Below are 16,330 nucleotides of genomic sequence, written 5' to 3' on the forward strand. Positions count from 1 at the left end.
ATTGTTTTTAAATAGAATGCAAAGAAGTTGCATCGGTTTTCGCTTCAGAATGTATGTATATGGGGTGTTGGGAGCACTTATCTGCAAGAGGTTTTGCACATAGGTGCATGAGGCATTGCATATAGTCAGGTATTTTTCTTATCTTTGCTTTATGTTTAAAAGGAAGATATTGCGATTTGTCCGCGAGAAAGATTTGTTTGCCGGAGGTGATACGGTTGTGGTGGCACTGAGTGGGGGAGCCGACTCGGTAGCTTTGTTGCGTGTGCTGGTGGAATCGGGTGTACGATGTGTGGCAGCCCATTGTAATTTCCATTTGCGCGGGACGGAATCGGACCGGGATGAGGCTTTTGTGCGGACTTTGTGTGCAAGGTTGGAAGTGCCTTTGCATGTGGCTGATTTTGATACGAAGGCATATACCGCTGCGCATCATGTCTCGGTAGAGATGGCAGCACGCGAGCTTCGTTATGCTTGGTTCGAACAAATCCGTATGCAAGAGCAAGCGCAGGCAATCGCTGTGGCTCATCATCGTGACGATAGCGTAGAGACTTTCTTGTTGAATCTGGTTCGGGGAACAGGCATACAGGGATTGAAAGGCATTGCGGCAAAGAACGGCAAGGTGGTGCGTCCGCTTCTGGAGGTGAGCCGTGAGGAGATTTTGTGCTATCTGAAGCAGTTGGGGCAGGACTATGTGACCGACAGTACTAATGCAAAGGATGTGTTTATGCGTAATAAAATACGGCTCGATGTGCTTCCGCTATTGAAAGAAATCAATCCGTCGGTAAGCGAGACCATCGCCGGGACCGCGCGTAGGCTTGCTGATGTAGAGGCGGTCTATCGTTCGGCAATGGAAGAGTCTTGCAAGCGGGTAAAGGATGATGAAGGGCGCATTCATATCAGTTCTGTGCTGCGGGAAGTGTCTCCGCAGGCGGTTTTGTTCGAATTGTTGCATCCGCTGGGATTCAATTCGGCGCAACTGAATGATATTTACCGTAGCTTGGATGGAGAATCGGGCAGGTTGTTTTATTCGGCGGATTATGTGGTTCTGCGCGACCGTGATTGCCTGCTGGTCAGAAAACGGGAAGAAACGGAAGAAGTGGTATGGACTTTGCAGCAGGAAACGGTTGAGGTGAATGCAGGCTTCCAAGTGCCGAAAGATGTGCATGTGGCTTGTCTGGATGCTTCGAAGGTAAAGGCTCCGCTGGTATTGCGTAAATGGCAGGCGGGCGATAAGTTCGTTCCCTTTGGTATGCGTGGATTCAAGAAGGTGCGCGACTATTTGCGCGACCGCAAGTACTCTTTGTTTGATAAAGAAAACCAATATGTGGTGTGTGCCGGTGATGATATCGTATGGCTGGTAAACGAACGTACCGATAATCGTTTCCGGGTAACGGGACAGACCCATCGGGTATTGATGTTGCGGGTAAAAAAAGATACTCCAGCCATTCTCTAATGGTTGGAGCAGTCTTTATAGGGCGTTTTTAAAGGTCGTTTCCCTGTCGCTCCAGGGTAAGAAAAATGTTATGAGCATTTATAATCAAATTCCCCAAGCCATATAATTGAAGTATTTGATTGGGTTGCGTTATTAATCCAGATAGCTTCCTTTTATAGTTTCCATCTCAAAACCGTACGTTCTTGATATGGAAACCGTATGTTTTCGATATGGAAACCGTACGGTTTCCATATGGAGAACGTAAAAGGAAGACAGCCTGAAACAGATATTGAACCTTTCAATCATACATTGATTCATATCCGCAAAACAAATTTATCAGAAAAATTAAGAAGCTGTTTTGGATTTATCGTGCGATGATTTGGGATGAGTTTTTGAGGCATTTTCGCTTCTGTGATGAGGAAGATAGCGGGCTATCTGACGAAGAACAGGAGCGAAAAGGACCAAAAAATCGCCCAAAGCACACACGAAAACGGATACATCAAGCCAAGAAAAACTTTTTGGAGAAATTCAAAACAGCTTCTAAGAGCCTGTCCTTTTATGGAATGTTCTTCAAAACCTTATTCCATTTATTGATATGCTTCCTGCCTGTTGTCATTTTGCTGTTTTCCTATATCCGACTCCTTATAGAGGGTTTTAGTGCCAAGTTGCATATCGCAAAACGCAGAAAATCAGGTTGGTATGGTATAAATAGGTGGACTTTGTTCCGGTGGAAATCAAGTCCACCTATTTCACCTGTTTTTATTGTCCCATTTTGCCCCGAAATGCAGGTGGGAGATAAAAGAAAAACCGCTGATAATGATTGATTATCAGCGGTTCTCATTGTTTTGCTTTTTGTTTGAGTGATCCGCTTGGGGCTCGAACCCAAGACCCCAACATTAAAAGTGTTGTGCTCTACCTGCTGAGCTAGCGAATCAAACCTGTTTTTGCCATCATTTCTGATTGCGGGTGCAAAGATAGACACTTTTCTTGAACTGGCAAAACTTTTGAAGTTTTTTTTCTGATTATTTCATTTTTCGGTTCTTTCCCCGACCTCCTTACTCTGTTTCCCTACCAGATTTCCCTCGTAACGCTTTTTGGTAACATCTCCGGCATAAAGGCTCGTATTCTTCTTTTTCGCCAAGCAACACACGCTTGTCATCCGCTACCGTGCGGTGAGAAATATATGCCAAATCACCACATTTCACACAAATAGCATGCACTTTCGTCACTTCATCGGCTATGGCACACAATCCGGGTATCGGACCGAAAGGAACACCTTTGTAATCCATATCCAAACCGGCGATGATAACCCGTACCCCGCGGTTGGCCAGTTCGTTGCAGATACCTATCAAGCCTTCATCAAAGAATTGTGCTTCATCAATACCAACCACATCAATTTCGGAGCCAAGCAAAAGAATGCTCGCTGATGTTTCTACCGGAGTTGACTTAATGGAATTATTATCGTGTGACACCACTTCCGCCTCCGAATAGCGTGTGTCGATAGCTGGTTTGAATATTTCTACTTGTTGACGAGCAAACATTGCACGCTTCAGGCGGCGTATCAGTTCTTCAGTTTTACCCGAAAACATCGAACCGCATATCACCTCAATTCGTCCACGACGAAAAGTCTCTTGTGTATGGTCTTCTGAAAATACTACCATGATATGATCTTCTGTTTGAATAATTGCGGTTGCAAAAGTACGTTTTCTAAAGTAAAAAAGGATACAGTCCAGACTAAAAAACGATGTTTTAGGCTAGAATAATACAACTTCTGTTAAATAATGGAGCAAATTAACACATACAATCAAAAACTTTCTACCTTTGCTATATTATAAATGACAAATATGGGTAAACTGTATGTAGTACCTACTCCAGTAGGCAATTTAGAAGACATGACATTGCGTGCCATACGGGTGCTGAAAGAGGTCGACTTGATTTTAGCGGAAGACACCCGCACATCGGGTATTCTGCTGAAGCACTTCGAAATCAAGAACGCCCTGCAATCTTACCATAAGTTCAATGAACATCAGGTACTGGAGAGCATCATCACGCGGCTCAAGGCTGGAGAAAACATCGCCTTGATATCGGATGCAGGCACGCCAGGCATTTCCGACCCGGGATTTCTGGTTGTCCGCGAATGCGTAAGGAACGGCATCGAAGTGCAATGCCTGCCGGGGGCAACAGCCTTTGTTCCGGCATTAGTAGCCTCAGGACTGCCGGATGAACGCTTCTGTTTCGAAGGTTTCTTGCCTCAGAAAAAAGGACGGATGACACGTTTGAACTCACTGGCAGAAGAGACACGGACGATGATATTTTATGAATCTCCATACAGGCTGGTAAAAACCTTAACCCAATTCGCCGAACTTTTCGGTGAAGAACGGCAGGTCTCTGTTTGTCGGGAAATTTCAAAAATACATGAGGAAAGCGTACGAGGGACGCTTGCAGAAGTAATAGCGCATTTCACCGTTGCCGAACCTAAAGGAGAAATTGTAATCATACTTGCAGGGAAAGAAAAATAAAAGTATAAATTCTAAACAGATAAGAAACTATGAAGAAAGTTGTTTTATTTTCGCTATGCGCAGCAGCCTTATTGGCTTCCTGTACAAATTCGGGGCAGAAAAAAGACGCATTACAAGTTCAAAACGACTCATTGATGCTGGAATTGTCTAATCGGGATGCAGAACTCGATGAGATTATGGGAGCTTTCAACGAGATACAAGAAGGCTTCCGCGAAATTAATGAAGCCGAAAACCGTGTTGACTTGAAAGGTGATGCAATGGAAAGCAAATCGAGTGCAGAGAAAATCAAGGAAGATATCCGTTTCATCAGCCAGAAATTGCAAGCCAATCGTGCACGAATTGCAGAACTGGAGAAACAGCTGCAAAATAGCAACTACCAGTCTGCACAACTGAAAAAAGCAATCCAGAACCTGACCGCTGAACTGGAATCGAAACAAAAGCAAATAGAAACCTTGCAGGCAGAACTGGCTTCGAAAAACATCCGCATTGCTGAACTGGATGAAGCTGTAGCCGACTTGAACAAAAACGTAGACGAACTGACGGCAGAAAATGAAGCCAAAACGGAAACTGTAGTGGCACAAGACAAGGCACTGAATACTGCCTGGTATGTATTCGGAACAAAATCGGAACTGAAAGACCAGAAAATCCTGAAACGTGGAGATGTATTAAAAGATAACGAATTTAACAAGGATTATTTTACTGAAATTGATATCCGTCAGGACAAAGAAATCAAACTTTACTCCAAACGCGCTGAACTGCTGACCACACATCCTGAAGGTTCATACGAACTGGTAAAAGATGACAAAGGACAGTTGACTCTGAAAATCACAAACCCCAGCCAGTTCTGGAGTGTATCACGCTATCTGGTTATCCAAGTACGTTAACACGGCTCATATTAAACAATGAATTGTGCCCGATAAATGTTGGGCACAATTCATTTTACATGTTCTCTCACACCAACACTTCGGAGTTGTTTTGAATTTCTCCAAACAAAATTATCCAATCTGATATAGCCAAATACCTAAGTTTATCTTTATTTATCCAAACAATTATTCATTTTATAAGGTAAGTTCTCATTTTTTTTAGCTAACTTGCAATCCGAAATCAGCATAAACAAAAACAAATGAGAAAAATCTGTTTGCTTTTCATACTTTGGGCATGTGTATGCTTGACCGGAAATGCCGGAACGCAGGCAAGCGAGACAAAAAAGGATACAACCGAAATTTACATTGAGAAACAACTGGACAACCGTTGTTTCACGGTAGATGTATCGATGGCTTATCCCATGCGGGGAAGGAGTATTCCGTTGACAAGTTCTTACAGCCTGAAGATGAAAAACGACTCGGTAGACGTATATCTTCCCTATTTCGGAAGAGCTTACTCGGTGCCTTACGGAGGTGGAAAAGGCTTACATTTCCAATCGGAAATTACGGGCTTTTGCCTTGAAAAGAAAAAGAAAGGATACGAAGTTCGCTTTTCTTCGAAAACCGAAGAAGATGTTTTCGATTTTTATCTCGACATTTCTACAGGAGGTTCTGTAACGGTTTCTGTCACGATGCACAACAGGCAACCAATCCGTTACAGTGGAGAAATAGTGGCCGAAGAAATGCAATAATAAATAAAGATATCCGTTTTTATGGAAAATAACCAATACTATATTGACCGGCTGGAAAAGAAAAGCGTAAAACCTACTTCCATACGTCTTTTAGTATTCAAGGCAATGGTAGAAGCTGAACATCCGGTTTCGTTGCTTGACTTAGAGACAATACTCGAAACGGTTGATAAATCAACTATATTTCGTACCTTAAACACTTTTCTTGCCCACCATCTGATACATGACATCGAAGACGGCAGCGGGTCGCTGAAATACGAAATCTGTTCGGGAGAAAATGCATGCAGCATTGACGACATGCATACGCATTTTTATTGCGAAGTGTGTCACCGTACATTCTGTTTTAAAGGAATACACATTCCTGTGGTAAATCTGCCCGAAGGTTTCGACATGCACAGTATCAACTATATGGCGAAGGGAATCTGCCGCGATTGTACTCGTCAACGCAGGCAAGCGAATAAACAACCAATCTAAATATCCATTTAATTAAAGTAAAAACATTATGAACGAAATTTTCAGTATTGCCGGAAAAGTAGCCGTCGTAACCGGCGGCTCCGGTGTGTTAGGGAGTAATATTGCAGAAGGTTTTTTACGTGCCGGTGCTAAAGTAATCATTATCGGTGCCCATAAAGACCGCGTAGATGCAGCTGTAGAACGCCTGAAACAGACAGGAGGTGAAATAAGAGGTACAGTATGTAACGTACTCGACATTGAAAGTCTGAATGCAGTAAAAGACGAAGTACTGGCCCAGTGGGGACGAGTAGACATTTTGGTCAATGCCGCAGGAGGAAATATTCCAGGTGGTACACTGACAGTAGACCAAAACATCTTCGACATGAAAGTTGAAGATTTGGACAAAGTGGTTGACCTGAACCTGAACGGAACGGTTTACCCTTGTCTGGTGTTCGGTGAAATCATGGCAAAGCAACAGAGTGGTGCTATCGTTAACGTTTCTTCGATGGCTGCCTACGAATCCATCACCCGTGTACCTGGTTATTCGATGGCGAAAAGTGCTGTAGAAAACTTTACACGCTGGATGGCACAGGAAATGGCAATCAAGTTCAGCGAGAAAATCCGTGTCAATGCCATCGCCCCCGGTTTCTTCATCGGCAACCAGAACCGTGCCATCCTGATTAACCCCGACGGTTCGTTAACCGACCGTAGCAAGAAGGTCATTGCCAAAACCCCGATGCGGCGGTTTGGTGATATTTCTGAACTGAACGGTGCTGTACAGTTCTTATGTAGTGATGCTGCCAGCTTCATCACGGGTGCTGTATTGGCTGTAGACGGCGGCTTCAGCGCATTCAGCGGCGTCTGATTAACTACAGGTGTACTCACCATTACAAATTTATAAATCCTATGTGTTTCGACATATAAAAAATGAAAGTCTGCAAACCCCAATCAGCACATGATAAGTTCAAAACAGTTTCTTCTATGCGAACATTCAAAAAAAGAGGATAATCTTCTTCAACGAAGAGGATTATCCTTTTTCTGAATCAGTACTGCCAAGAAGTTTAGCACATCATTTCAGCTCCAAAGGCACGCCACGGTAAAAGTCTAGTATTTTGAAGCGGAAGATATAGTTGTATTTCGCCTGCAGCTGATCGGACACCGCACGCATCCATGCCGTGCGCGACTCATTAAACTCGGTAGCATTCGCCTTGCCATTCATGTAACGTTCTTTCATTAAGTCGAATGAGGCCTTAGCAGCTTCGGCTGCAGTACGGCTACTGGTGTATTGTGTCTGAGCACTCAACGTATTATAATACGCCTGTTGTATTTCCTTGTACAAAGTTTTTTTGCTATCTTCCAGTTGCCATCCCAACGTAGTTTGTTGGATGCGTGCACTCCGTACACGATTGCGCGTTGCCAGACGGTTGAAGATAGGGATGCTCAATGTCAGCCCCACATACTGGCTAAAATTATCTCGCAGCTGTGAACCGAAGCCTGCATTGTCCATGCCTGACATTTTATAATAATTAGTACTCAACCCTGCTCCTAAACTCAGCTGAGGATAGTAAGCACTTTGTGCGATGCGGATGCTCTTTTGTGCTCCTTCCAAACGATATTGCGCCGCCTTGATGACAGGCTTTATCAGCAAGGCATCGGCATAGATTTCAGCAGGTGGAAGCGGGGTGCCCAAATTCTCCACGGCATCAGTTTGGGGCGAAACGATAGCAAATCCGTCAGGAGAAGGTAACTCAAGCAGTTGACTGAGGTCAAGCAATGCCAACTGATAGTCGTTGTCTGCCTGCACTGCCGACAACTCATCTTGAGCCACGCGTGACTTAGCCTCATATAGTTCCGACTCCGAGGCCTTGCCATTTCGGAAATAAGCTTCGCGCTGTACCAGCATTTCACGGCTGAGGTCGACCTGTTCGTGCGCCACACGTGCCAATTCGTCATTAAACAAGACCTGCAAATAACTGGATGCCACTTGTATACTGACATTTTCTTTAGCAGCATTCAGGTCTTCAAGAGCAGCCTGCAGGTTAAGTTTCGAGAGAGCAATGTTGTTAGGAATCTGCAATCCGGTAAAAAGCGGCACACTGGTAGAAAGGCTGAAGCCTGTATTTTGGGTATTGATGCTATTGTAAGTATTGTCTGCCTGCAAACTTCGGCCGAAGCTAAAAGAGTGCGATGCACTTCCGTTCAGATCGGGCAGACGGCTGTTTTTCGCTGTGCTCAGTTCTATCTTGCTCTGCTCGGCAGAAGCTTCCTGCTGCTTGATGGTTAGGTTATGTTCGATGGCATAATCAATGCATTTCTTCAATGTCCATGCCTGCTGAGCATGCACAGGCATACACATGGCTCCTATCCCTATAAATAAATAACTGAATTTCATCATCGCGAATATTTATTGGTCTTCTATTTTCAGTCCGCGAACCTTGTCACCGGACTTTAATCCTTGTTTCACTTCCGTATCGATGCCATTACTGATACCTGTTACGATTTGCTGGCGTTTGAACTTCTGGTCAGGCACACTATCTGTCAATACATAAACAAAAGTAGAATCACCGCTAAATTCGACGGCACTTTCGGGAACAGTTAACGCGCCGTCAACATGTTGCAATTCCATCTCTGCATTGGCGCTGTACCCCGAACGGATAGTCACACTATCGGGCACATCGATAGCAGCTTTGATTTCAAACTGATTGGCGCCATTATTTTCTGTACTTTTAGGAGATATATATTCCAATACGGCATCAAACTTCATATTCTGTAAGGCTCCTAAGGTGATTTTCACTGGAATCCCTTCGCGGATACGTCCCACTTCAGTCTCATCTACATTTCCACGGAATATCAAGTCACTCATATCTGCCACAGTAGCAATCGTCGTTCCGTCATTGAAGGTATTACTCATTATCACCGAATTTCCCACCTTGATAGGTACATCCAATATCAATCCGGTAATCGTAGAACGTATCAACGTACTACTGAATGAAGCACTGTTTTTCGTAATGCCTTCTTTCACGATTTCCAGATTGTCTTTTGCTGCCTGAAGTTCTTCACGTGCCTGCTTGGCAGCAAGCAACGTCTTTTCGTATTCTTCATTACTTACCAGCTTACCTTGGTAAAGTTTTTCCATACGTTCCAAATCGATTTCTGCCTGTTTGCCGTTCATCTCTGCCAGCCGGACCCGGCTCTCTGCCGCATTAAGTGTGCCCAGTTCAGGAATCACTTTTACTTTGGCAATAACCTCACCTTCTTTCACGGTCTGTCCTGCTTCTTTATACACTTCAGCTATGATACCCGATATTTGTGGCTTGATTTCCACCTCGTCACGTGGCTCTATCTTTCCCGTGGCGACAGTAGTCTGTACCAAGTCTTTGGTTTCTGCCTTCAACACTTGATAACTCACTTTTTCCGGCTGCGATTTCTGATAAAGAAATACAAATGTCCCAATAAACACAATGGCTATCAGAACCAGTACAGCAATTTTCATAAACTTCTTCATATAGGTTATGGTTTTTATTTGTTTCTTTTTTTTGTTCACTACAGATTACACAGATAAAAAAGATTTCCTCGTCTGTGCACTCTTATGGCAAATTTTCTATTCCCGTTTTTATTTTTAAAATCAGTGCAGTCTGTGGTAGGCGTCACTCGTCACGAATCGCATCAATCGGCTTTACCGACATTGCACGATAAGCAGGAGCCAGTCCCGCAAGCAAGCCAAGGAAAAGCAAAAGGACACATGCCCCGACAGCTTCCCAAAAACTAATCAAGAAATGCGTGGGTGCATTCGGCTCTGAAGTTCCTACCTCGACCACATTCAGCAAGAAGACTGCAAAAGCAATTCCCGCCATACCGGCAAGGATGGTCAAAACCATGCTTTCTGAAAGAATCTGTTGCAGAATATCATTCGGCCTGGCACCGATGGCACGGCGGATACCTATTTCCACCGTACGTTCCTTTACCGTTACCATCATGATATTGCTCACACCGATGGCACCTGCAAGCAGGGTACCTAATCCTACCATCCATCCCAGGATACGGATACCCGAAAACAAATTGTCCATCATACTGAACATAGCCTCTGCATTCACCTGTATCATTGCCTGGCTGTCATCGGGATGAATGTAATGCGCACGTTTCACCACTTGTGCCACTTTCTTTTCCACCTCGCTGATAGAGTATCCCTTGCGGGCGGTATAACACAAGAGTTGCACCTTTTGCCCGAAGTTATAGTTTTGCTGCATCGTAGTGAAAGGGATAGTCACAGAAGTTTCCGAACGCCCGTTTATAGAAATATTCCCCGATGAAACACTTACTCCAATTACCTGATAATAGATGCCATTAATCTTGATGAACCTTCCACACGGATTCTCCTTACCGGGAAAAAGCGTTTCGTAGATACGTTTTCCTATGACACATACCCTGCGCCGGTCTTTCACATCCATGTCATTCAAGTATCGTCCGTAAGTAATCATCGGTTCCTCTATCTTGCCATATTCGGGATAAAGCCCTTTCAATGTTCCCGAAATTTTCTGCTCATTATAAATCACGTCCACTCCCCACTTTGCCAAGCTGGGAGTAATAATATCTACTTCGTTTACACTCCGGCGGACACGGTCTACATCACTATTTTCCAAGTCCCAGTACCGTCCTTGCTGGAATCCTTTATAAGCCTTGCTGGTCTTGTTCGCACCCATGAATCCTGAATTGGTGGCAAATCCTTCAAATTCCCGCGAAAGCATCTGCTGCATGCCTTGCGCTCCCCCCATCAGTGCAATGAGCATAAAAATCCCCCAAAAGATACCGAAAGCTGTCAGCAAACTGCGGGTTTTGTTACGGGTAATGGTAACCAATATCTCTTCCCAAACATCTAAATCGAACTGTTTCATAACTTAAATATTTCTCTTGTCAATGTACTAGTCTGCCCTCAATGCCTCTATCGGACGGATTTTTACAGCTTTCAATGCAGGAAAAAGTCCAGCTAATGTTCCTGCAATAATCAATGTCAAAGTAGCTTCAATGGCAATGGAAAGGTCGACCGTCGGATTTTCAAAGAAAGTCATTGAAAACACTCCCATATCCATGGTCTGCTTACCTGCCACCATGTTCATATACTCGGTCACCGCTATACCTGCTACCATGCCAAGGTATCCGAAAAAAGTCGTGATGGTCACACTTTCTGAAATAATCAGCCGGAGAATAGACAAAGGCTTTGCTCCCAACGCCTTACGAATACCGAACTCGTGCGTACGTTCGCGTACCGTTATCAGCATAATGTTGCTCACGCCCACAATGCCGCTTAATAAAGTAAAAATTCCGATTACCCAAATGGCTATATGCAAGATCTTTGTGGCAGTCTGCTGCTGAAGGTATTGCGTGAAGCGGTTCCATATCCAAATGGCACTGTCGTCAGACGGGTCGAATTGTTTCTGGCTTCCCAGCATACGGCGATAGTCGGCTTCGAAAGCATCATTGTCGGCTTCGTTTGTCAAGCCCTTGGTGGTAAACGTAATGTTGTCAATACTGTCTCCCTTACTGTACACCGTCTGTAAGGTAGTAAAAGGTACAAGCGCAGTAGGCGAGAAGCTATTCTGGTCCTTATAGACCCCGACTATCTGATAACTGACTCCGCTGGCATTGACGTATTTTCCTATTGCATGTCCTTGCGGAAAAAGCATTCCTACAGTCTTTTCATGGAGAATCATCACTTTGCGGCGTTCTGCCATATCGCGTTCGTTGATGAAACGCCCTTCTTTCAGTTTCATTGCTTCCAGTTCTGGATAATTGGGAAATACCCCATCCACCCCTATGCTTAAAAACTCTTTGCCATAGGTTAGAGTGACATCGCTCTGGCTCACCGTAGCCCCCGTAGCAATGACATGTTCGGGAAAAGCCGTAGCACTCAACTCCCGGTCACGGTTATCCAGTGAAATGCTTCTTCCTTCCTGCATGCCTTGAAACGGCTTTGAAGTATATCCCGGATAGATTTTCATCGAGTTCATTAGCATATCTTCCGATTGTCCTTCGAAGGCATGTATCAGTCCGTTGCCTGCACCCAGCAACACAATAAGCATAAATATCCCCCATGCCACCGAAAAGCCCGTCAGAGCCGTGCGCAATTTATTACGCATAATGGTGCCATATATTTCTTGTATTAAGTCTACCATAAGATTACTTATTTCATGAAACCATTTTGTCCGAAAGGTGAAGCGTTATGGTCAATGTTGTCTTCAATACGTTCGATGACGCCGTCTTTGATATGGATTATCTTGTTCGTCTGGTTGGCCACGCCACTCTCGTGCGTCACCACCACGATGGTCAGTCCCTCCCGGTCATGCAGGTCTTTCAAGATATTCATCACTTCCACCGAAGTCTTGCTGTCCAGTGCACCGGTAGGTTCATCAGCCAAAATAATTTGCGGCTTCGATATCAAAGCACGCGCAATGGCCACACGTTGCTTTTGCCCGCCCGAAAGTTCGTTGGGCATATGGTGTGCCCACTCTTTCAGTCCCAGCTTGTCGAGGTATTCCATAGCCAGTTCGTTCCGTTTCTTTCGGTTCACACCTTGGTAGAAAAGCGGTAGGGCCACGTTCTCCATGGCATTCTTGAACGAAATCAAGTTGAACGATTGAAAAATAAACCCGATCATCCGGTTGCGGTATTCGGCTGCACGCGTCTCGCTCAGATTTTTGATAAGCACATCATTCAGGTAATATTCACCCGAATCATAATTGTCAAGAATGCCCAATATATTTAATAAGGTGGATTTTCCCGAACCTGAAGCTCCCATAATAGAAACAAATTCTCCCTTCCCGATAGTCAAATCAATGCCTTTCAACACATGAAGCGGAGCTCCGTTGTGGTAAGTTTTATTGATATCCTTTAGTTGTATCATAATGTAAAACTTTGGTTTTTCTTTCGTTTTTATGCCCTTTAGACGTTGCTAAGATATAAAAAGTTACGCAACAGCTTAAATAAATTCATTAAAAATTTGCTCCGTTGTGCCCGATTGCTTACTTTTGTTCTCATAACTAACCTTTAAACGATTTAATGTCATGGCAACAAATATGGAAAAACCCTACGTAGTAGGTATGGACATCGGTGGAACAAACACCGTGTTCGGTATTGTTGATTCACGCGGAACCGTACTGGCTTCCGATTCTATCAAGACACACCAATTTGAAAAAGTAGAAGATTACGTCGATGCCGTATGCGAGCGGATGCGTCCGTTATTGGAACAATTCGGAGGTTCCGACAAAATCAAAGGGATGGGTGTAGGTGCGCCCAACGGCAATTATTATAGTGGCACTATCGAATTTGCGCCTAACCTGCCATGGAAAGGCATCATCCCCCTGGCTGCCATGTTTGAAGAACGTCTGGGTATTCCTACTGCCCTGACCAACGATGCCAATGCAGCTGCCATCGGTGAAATGACCTATGGAGCCGCACGCGGTATGAAAGACTTTATCATGATTACTTTAGGTACAGGCGTAGGAAGCGGTATTGTCATTAATGGACAACTGGTATACGGTCACGATGGATTCGCAGGCGAACTGGGTCACGTCATCGTAGACAAGGAAGGACGTATCTGCGGATGCGGCCGTAAAGGATGTCTGGAGACTTATTGTTCAGCAACCGGTGTGGCACGTACGGCACGCGAATTTCTGGTAGCACGTTCCGAGCCCAGCCTGCTGCGCAATGTCCCGGCCGAAGAAATCCAATCGAAAGACGTTTATGATGCAGCCGTAAAAGGCGACAAGCTGGCTCAAGATATTTTTGAGTTCACGGGCGACATATTGGGCCGTGCGCTGGCTAATTTCATTGCTTTCTCCAGCCCTGAAGCCATCATCCTGTTCGGAGGATTGGCCAAATCGGGCGATTACATCATGAAGCCTATCCAGAAAGCTATGGAAGACAATGTGCTGAACATCTTCAAAGGCAAAACAAAAATACTTCTTTCTCAACTGAAAGATGCTGATGCAGCCGTATTAGGCGCCAGCGCTTTGGGATGGGAAGTAAAAGAAAACTAACGAGTCGGTATAAACGACAAAAAACAATCAAAGCCGGATGGTACGTGATGTATCGTCCGGCTTTAATTTTAGATCCTTACAATTACAATTTATAGTAGAACAAAGCCTGTTTCCAGTGTCACGCAGGGTTGCAAATCAGTTTTTTCAATTACGCCGGATTACACATCCGGCATGACAAGCAAGACATTGGTCTTTTCGCAATATAACTGCATTGTTTGTAAGATTATTAATCTTACAGCGTGAAGATTAATAATCTTTCGGCATGAAGATTAATAATCTTACAAGCAAGTCAGCTATATCCGTCGTACGATGCAGCTATATTCATTCAGCCTCCCATGCAGTAGCATGTACCGGCGATATCAGTGTGTCTGGCTGAAGCACCAGCTGACGGGCCTCCCCTCTGATTTGTACATCAGGCACAAATGCTTCAGCCTCCTCTTCCGTCATCAGTCCTTTGACCGCAAGACGCCGGGCAATGACACGATAATATCCCAACTGATTTTCACGCAATGTGGCATCAGGATTAAACACCGAACGGAAATGTTTCGGCCGTGGAATGATGGATGCCAGGAAAATAGCTTCACTGACCGTCAGCTCAGACGGTTCTTTTTCGAAATAAAAACGGCTTGCCTCGGCCGCCCCATATACCAACGGTCCCCATTCGATAATATTCAGATAAACTTCATACATACGTTCTTTCGAGGTGAGATGCTGCGACTCGATAAGCCAGACTATCAAGGCTTCTTCCAGCTTGCGTGCAATATTCTTATGGCGATTCAGAAAAACATTTTTTACCAGCTGCATCGTAATGGAACTGCCTCCACGGGCAAACCCTCCTTTTTGTAAATCATATGCCAATGCCTCTTGGATAGCACCGGGATAAAAGCCATCGTGATAATAAAAACTACCGTCCTCGGATTGCATCACTGCCATCTGAAGCAAAGGGGAAATGCACGAAAGCGGACGGAAATGAGGATTTGACGGGCCAATGGCAAATGTACGCACAGGGGTGTCGTGCTCGTAAGCCGTATACTCGAACTCCGTACTCATCCGTGACAAGTCGGTAGTCCCCATACGATGAATACGAAATCCGTGCCCACGAAGATTGGAAGAAAATTTCAAACTGTCAAGACAGTTGAAATCCACATCGGCATTCAGGTCATAACTCAATTCTCCTTCTACCTCCAAGCCCCGCAAATGACTGAACAGGGCAGAAGGAAGAGAAGTAAACAAATCTTGTGCCGGGAAAGAAGGACGATGAACAGATGCTGTGAAGTGCCATCTGTCGGTCTTGTCGGCACGCACGAAAGGATGAAACGAAAGGCGGTTGAAACGGACGGTAGTAGCACTATCCAACTCGAACGCACGTTCACCGACATGTACCATATATTCTACTTCTCCCTTGTCTAATCCAATCGTGTCGGGCGACAAAGCCTTGTGATGTATTTCCAGCCCACCCACTTCGGTATATCCGGTAAGAGTTTGATTACCGGCCGAAAACGGTTCCTGTTTCATACTGAATGCCACTGAGTCGAATGCTACAAACGTCTGGTAATGCGGAAGAATATAAGGCACCACGATACGCTTTCCGGATTCAGCCGAAGCAATACTCCCTTCTATCAGGCGCGTCTTGCAGTCAAGTGTACCTGCTACTCGCCATTTCCCATTCATCTTCTCTTCCGATACTGCGATTTCAGAAACAAATTTCCGGTCTTCCAATACAAGGTCCGGAATCATAAAAACGGTCTGAAGTGAATCACGCTCACCCATAAACGTAGTGTGACGAAGCGTAGCATCTTCGGGGAGCAAACGAAACAATGCTCCCAACGCTTGTTCTACCCGCCTGGCATAACCGATAGGAACAACATCTTCTGTTTCCTGCCCACGCGGCTCCTGTGGTATACGCTGAAAGAACAAATCGTAATTCGATTTACCTCCGCATTTGACAAACCGGCACGTCAAGCCATCGGTATGCATGCTTTTTACCGACAAATTTCCCTGCAACAAAGGTAAGAGTTCGAGCTCAACTTCTGCCGAACGGAGTTTCAACAACGTATCCCGATGCAAAGGAACCACACTTACCCCTTCTACCCGGACCGTAGCAAGTGAAGGCATCTTTAACGAAGCATACGCTATCCGAAGTCCATAACGGTTCGAATAAGTTTCTATCTTTCCCTTCACTACATGACGCAGCAAAGTGCCACGGAACAAAAAAAGTCCTGCTCCCGAAAATATCGCGAGCAAGACTATCACTATACCGATTCGCTTCAATATCATCATATTC

15 protein-coding genes and 1 tRNA gene are annotated in these 16,330 nt (G+C 44.7%); 8 read left to right on the forward strand and 8 right to left on the reverse strand.

From position 1 onward, the window contains the following. The first annotated feature begins 151 nt into the window (after nucleotides 1-151). Entirely contained in the window at nucleotides 152-1,450 is a 1,299-nt protein-coding gene (tilS, locus tag H9625_RS05135; RefSeq protein WP_191763287.1) for a tRNA lysidine(34) synthetase TilS, read from the forward strand. A gap of 353 nt (nucleotides 1,451-1,803) precedes the next feature. Beyond that, on the forward strand, nucleotides 1,804-2,253 hold the full coding sequence (locus H9625_RS05140; RefSeq protein ID WP_191763289.1) for a hypothetical protein: 450 nt from the start codon (nucleotides 1,804-1,806) through the stop codon (nucleotides 2,251-2,253). A 37-nt stretch (nucleotides 2,254-2,290) separates the two neighbouring features. Here H9625_RS05140 and H9625_RS05145 read toward each other — a convergent pair. After that, nucleotides 2,291-2,363 (reverse strand) — tRNA-Lys (locus H9625_RS05145). A gap of 121 nt (nucleotides 2,364-2,484) precedes the next feature. After that, nucleotides 2,485-3,090, reverse strand: coding sequence for a thymidine kinase (locus H9625_RS05150; RefSeq protein WP_022039840.1), 606 nt, complete (start codon nucleotides 3,088-3,090; stop codon nucleotides 2,485-2,487). A gap of 183 nt (nucleotides 3,091-3,273) precedes the next feature. Here H9625_RS05150 and rsmI point away from each other — a divergent pair, with 183 nt between their 5' ends. The 5 genes from rsmI to H9625_RS05175 all read left to right on the forward strand — a co-directional run bounded on the left by rsmI (nucleotide 3,274) and on the right by H9625_RS05175 (nucleotide 6,878). Further along, nucleotides 3,274-3,948: a 16S rRNA (cytidine(1402)-2'-O)-methyltransferase gene (rsmI, locus tag H9625_RS05155; protein WP_022039841.1), complete on the forward strand. Its 675-nt coding sequence runs from the start codon at nucleotides 3,274-3,276 to the stop codon at nucleotides 3,946-3,948. 29 nt (nucleotides 3,949-3,977) lie between these two features. Continuing rightward, nucleotides 3,978-4,832, forward strand: a complete 855-nt coding sequence (locus H9625_RS05160) for a Cbp1 family collagen-binding glycoprotein adhesin (protein ID WP_022039842.1) — start codon at nucleotides 3,978-3,980, stop codon at nucleotides 4,830-4,832. Nucleotides 4,833-5,071: 239 nt separating this feature from the next. Continuing rightward, nucleotides 5,072-5,563 carry a DUF4251 domain-containing protein gene (locus tag H9625_RS05165; RefSeq protein ID WP_087208766.1) on the forward strand — a complete coding sequence of 164 codons (492 nt, stop codon included), beginning with the start codon at nucleotides 5,072-5,074 and terminating at the stop codon, nucleotides 5,561-5,563. Nucleotides 5,564-5,584: 21 nt separating this feature from the next. Next, a complete protein-coding gene (locus tag H9625_RS05170) occupies nucleotides 5,585-6,034 on the forward strand; it encodes a Fur family transcriptional regulator (RefSeq protein WP_022039056.1) in 450 nt (149 codons plus the stop codon). A 28-nt stretch (nucleotides 6,035-6,062) separates the two neighbouring features. After that, nucleotides 6,063-6,878 (forward strand): SDR family oxidoreductase, encoded by an 816-nt coding sequence (locus H9625_RS05175; RefSeq protein WP_022039057.1) that lies wholly within the window; start codon nucleotides 6,063-6,065, stop codon nucleotides 6,876-6,878. Between the two features lie 204 nt (nucleotides 6,879-7,082). Here H9625_RS05175 and H9625_RS05180 read toward each other — a convergent pair whose 3' ends face one another. The 5 genes from H9625_RS05180 to H9625_RS05200 all read right to left on the reverse strand — a co-directional run bounded on the left by H9625_RS05180 (nucleotide 7,083) and on the right by H9625_RS05200 (nucleotide 12,911). After that, nucleotides 7,083-8,405, reverse strand: coding sequence for a TolC family protein (locus tag H9625_RS05180; RefSeq protein WP_022039058.1), 1,323 nt, complete (start codon nucleotides 8,403-8,405; stop codon nucleotides 7,083-7,085). Nucleotides 8,406-8,417: 12 nt separating this feature from the next. After that, nucleotides 8,418-9,518 carry an efflux RND transporter periplasmic adaptor subunit gene (locus tag H9625_RS05185; RefSeq protein WP_022039059.1) on the reverse strand — a complete coding sequence of 367 codons (1,101 nt, stop codon included), beginning with the start codon at nucleotides 9,516-9,518 and terminating at the stop codon, nucleotides 8,418-8,420. Nucleotides 9,519-9,660: 142 nt separating this feature from the next. After that, nucleotides 9,661-10,905 (reverse strand): ABC transporter permease, encoded by a 1,245-nt coding sequence (locus tag H9625_RS05190; protein ID WP_022039060.1) that lies wholly within the window; start codon nucleotides 10,903-10,905, stop codon nucleotides 9,661-9,663. 27 nt (nucleotides 10,906-10,932) lie between these two features. Beyond that, on the reverse strand, nucleotides 10,933-12,183 hold the full coding sequence (locus H9625_RS05195; protein WP_022039061.1) for an ABC transporter permease: 1,251 nt from the start codon (nucleotides 12,181-12,183) through the stop codon (nucleotides 10,933-10,935). A gap of 8 nt (nucleotides 12,184-12,191) precedes the next feature. Further along, nucleotides 12,192-12,911, reverse strand: coding sequence for an ABC transporter ATP-binding protein (locus tag H9625_RS05200; RefSeq protein ID WP_022039062.1), 720 nt, complete (start codon nucleotides 12,909-12,911; stop codon nucleotides 12,192-12,194). 160 nt (nucleotides 12,912-13,071) lie between these two features. On the opposite strand from H9625_RS05200, the gene H9625_RS05205 reads away from it, so the two are divergent. Further along, nucleotides 13,072-14,046 carry an ROK family protein gene (locus tag H9625_RS05205; RefSeq protein WP_087248942.1) on the forward strand — a complete coding sequence of 325 codons (975 nt, stop codon included), beginning with the start codon at nucleotides 13,072-13,074 and terminating at the stop codon, nucleotides 14,044-14,046. A gap of 321 nt (nucleotides 14,047-14,367) precedes the next feature. Here the strand turns inward: H9625_RS05205 and H9625_RS05210 are convergent, their stop codons facing one another. Beyond that, entirely contained in the window at nucleotides 14,368-16,326 is a 1,959-nt protein-coding gene (locus H9625_RS05210) for a biosynthetic peptidoglycan transglycosylase (RefSeq protein ID WP_191763291.1), read from the reverse strand. Between the last annotated feature and the right edge of the window lie 4 nt (nucleotides 16,327-16,330).

The sequence above is a fragment of the Phocaeicola intestinalis genome, from assembly GCF_014837065.1.
GTDB classification, from domain to species: Bacteria; Bacteroidota; Bacteroidia; order Bacteroidales; family Bacteroidaceae; genus Phocaeicola; species Phocaeicola intestinalis.